General features: G+C 65.4%; 1 protein-coding gene. It reads right to left on the bottom strand.

Annotation, left to right across the window (positions count from 1 at the left end; genetic code table 11):
• Positions 1-159 precede the first annotated feature (159 nt).
• Positions 160-2,316, bottom strand: a complete 2,157-nt coding sequence (locus CKO42_RS26095; RefSeq protein ID WP_200252191.1) for a recombinase family protein — start codon at positions 2,314-2,316, stop codon at positions 160-162.
• Between the last annotated feature and the right edge of the window lie 380 nt (positions 2,317-2,696).

The following is a 2,696-nucleotide window of genomic DNA, read 5'->3' as shown; positions in this document are numbered from 1 at the left end:
ACACGCTTGATGACCCGCAGCGTCCCGGCAAGGAGGAGCGTCATCGGTTGCTGACCACCCTGCTCGATGCCGAACTGGACCCTGCTCGCACCCTGGTGTGCCTGTACCATGAGCGCTGGGAAGAAGAGATTGACCAGCCATGCTGCCTCCGTAGAACTGTCAGGCGGGTTGGCCGGCGGATGCGCCGGCGGAGGATTCGGTCTGTTTCACCCAGCGGCGAGGGGCTTGGCGCCGCGAGCGCAGGCGTGCAAGTTCGTCGTCATCGGCCCAGATTAGCCACTGCTGGTGACCGCCACGCGGGACCTGACGGGCTTGCAACCAGCCTTTGCGCAACCAGCTAAAGAGCGTGACGGCCGGCATCTCCAGTGTTCGGGCGAGCTCGGGTAAAGACCATTCATGGGCGTCGCGCTCTGGCCATGGTGCCGCCTTGGCATGAGTCGCGCCCGCGGGTAGGCCCTGGTGGGCGAGTCGATTGGCGACCATGGAGCCATTGAACGTGGCCCGGCGTTTCGCCGGTCGCCAGCCTTCGGCGTTGAGCTGCTCGGCGATCTGCGTACAGCGCTGTCCGGCCTGATGCAACGCCAGCACGCGGGCGAGCAGTTGCGGGTAATCGCTCAGTTGCTCCAAGCGTGCCACAGGTCGCATCAAGTGGGTGCGGGTGTGATGGCCGCCGATCCAGTGGACCTCCACGGCCACGCGCTCGCTGTCATCGATGACGGTCACGATCACGCGCTCGATGAGCAAGCGGACGATCGCTTGGCGTTCGGCATCGCTCGTGGTCTTGGCCTTCCAGAGCGCGGGGATGTCCGCAGCCAGCGCTCGGATGCGCGCGCGCTCGGTCTGCGAGAGCGTTTGAGGCGCGTTGGCGAGAAAACGCGCATCGTCAGCCTTGAGGTGCGTCTCAGCACTCAAGGCCGCCTCCCACTGCGCTTCCAAGGTGCGCGCGACTAAGCGATGCTCGGGCTCGACCCCGTGGTACTGGCGCTCAGCGCGCTCCGCTTCGTAGCGTGCCCGCTCAAGTCGCTGTTGCCAGGCCGCATGATGGCGCGCGCGTTCACCCTCGAGGTCGTCGGCGACCTGCAGACTGATCTCCAAGGCCGCCGGCTGCAGGGCGTCCAACACCAGGCGCGTGATCAAGGCGTCCAGCGTCGCACCGCTGAGCGATTGACACCGCGGCGCACCATCGTCGACCGCATCGCGCGAGCAGCTGTAGCGCAACCCTGTGGCATTGTTGGTGTATTGGGTCATCATGCTCAGGCCGCAACGCCCGCACACGAGGCGTCCTGACAGCAACGAGGGACCTTGACGAGCGACACCTCCAGCCTGTGCCGTGTTGGCGGCGAGCTGACGCAGATTGGCCTCATACTGCGCCCAGCTGATGTAGGCCGGTAGGCGATCCTTGAGCAGGACCTCCCACTGCTCGGGGCCGGTGACCGTCCGTCCGGTGGAGGGGCGCCCCGGCTGGCGGCGGCGCGGGTCGGTGGGACGACGGCCATAGACATAGGCGCCGGCATAGGTGGGGTTGTGCAGCAGGTTACTGAGCGTGACCCGATTGGGCCGACGCCACTGCAGCTGCCCGGTCTGCGCACCGCTGATCACCCGATAGGGCCGTTGGAGCTGATGCTCGACCAGGTAGCGCAGCACCCCGTTGATCGTTGCGCAGCGCTGAAACTGCACGAAGATGGTCTCGATCACCCCGCGCGCTTGGGCGTCCGGGTCTTTGCTCACCGCCCCGGAGGGTGCGCGCACATAGCCCATGGGCAGCAAGGTCTTGAGCTCGCCACGGCGCGCCTTGGCCCGCTTGCCTTCGAGCATGCGTTGCTTGAGGATGTGCAGCTCGGCTTCGGACATGGTCCCCTTGAGTCCTAGCAGCAACCGATCGTTATACGTCTGGGGATCATACAGGCCGTCGGCGTCGCCAATCAGCGTGGAGAACAGCGCGCAGACCTCCAGCAGCTGGTACCAGTCACGCGAGCTGCGCGCTAAGCGCGAACTCTCGATGCCGAGCACCAGGCCCACATGATCCAGACTGACCTCGCTCATCAGGCGCTGAAAGCCCGGACGCCCCTCGGCGCTTGCCCCGGAGCGCCCGAGGTCATCATCGATGACCTCAACATGCTCAGGTGCCCAGCCGAGTGCAACCGCCCGCTCAGTCAGGGCGTATTGCAGCCGGGTCGATTCCTGATGGCGCTCGACCTGCTGCAGCGTCGACTGGCGCACAGAGACGATGGCGAGACGGTTGAGATGGCACGCCTGGATCTTGCCGACCACGAACGCGGCCGCCGGGCGTTGGACCGGCGAGAGGGTGGCACTCATCGACGGTCTCCTGCCCCTGGGCGGGCTGCAGTTGGCGTTCCACCAACCGGCTCAGCAGCGCAATCAGCGGCGCTCGCCGCGTCAGCGGCGCTCGCCGCGTCAGCGGCAGGGTGCTCCAGTCGATCGGAGCCGGACGCGTCACGCCGCTGATCCAGCCATTGCGCGAGCCTCAATAACGCCTTTGATTCAAGTATTGGTGACGTTTGCGGCGCTGTCAAAAAAACTTCTATAGCGGTTTCTGTGATGGGGTATCGAAATCACCTTTGACGAACTCAAGACCCATCAGCGCGAACGTCCCGTGCTGCGCAGTCAGACCCCCGCCGGGGTCGTGCAAGAAGTCGATGCCTTGATGCTCGCTCATTATCTGATCCGGGTGCTGA

Origin of the sequence: Lamprobacter modestohalophilus (assembly GCF_016583905.1) — a bacterium.
Classification (GTDB): domain Bacteria; phylum Pseudomonadota; class Gammaproteobacteria; order Chromatiales; family Chromatiaceae; genus Lamprobacter; species Lamprobacter modestohalophilus.
Note: the sequence above shows the minus strand (reverse complement) of the source record. Positions and strands in the feature narration are given on the sequence as shown.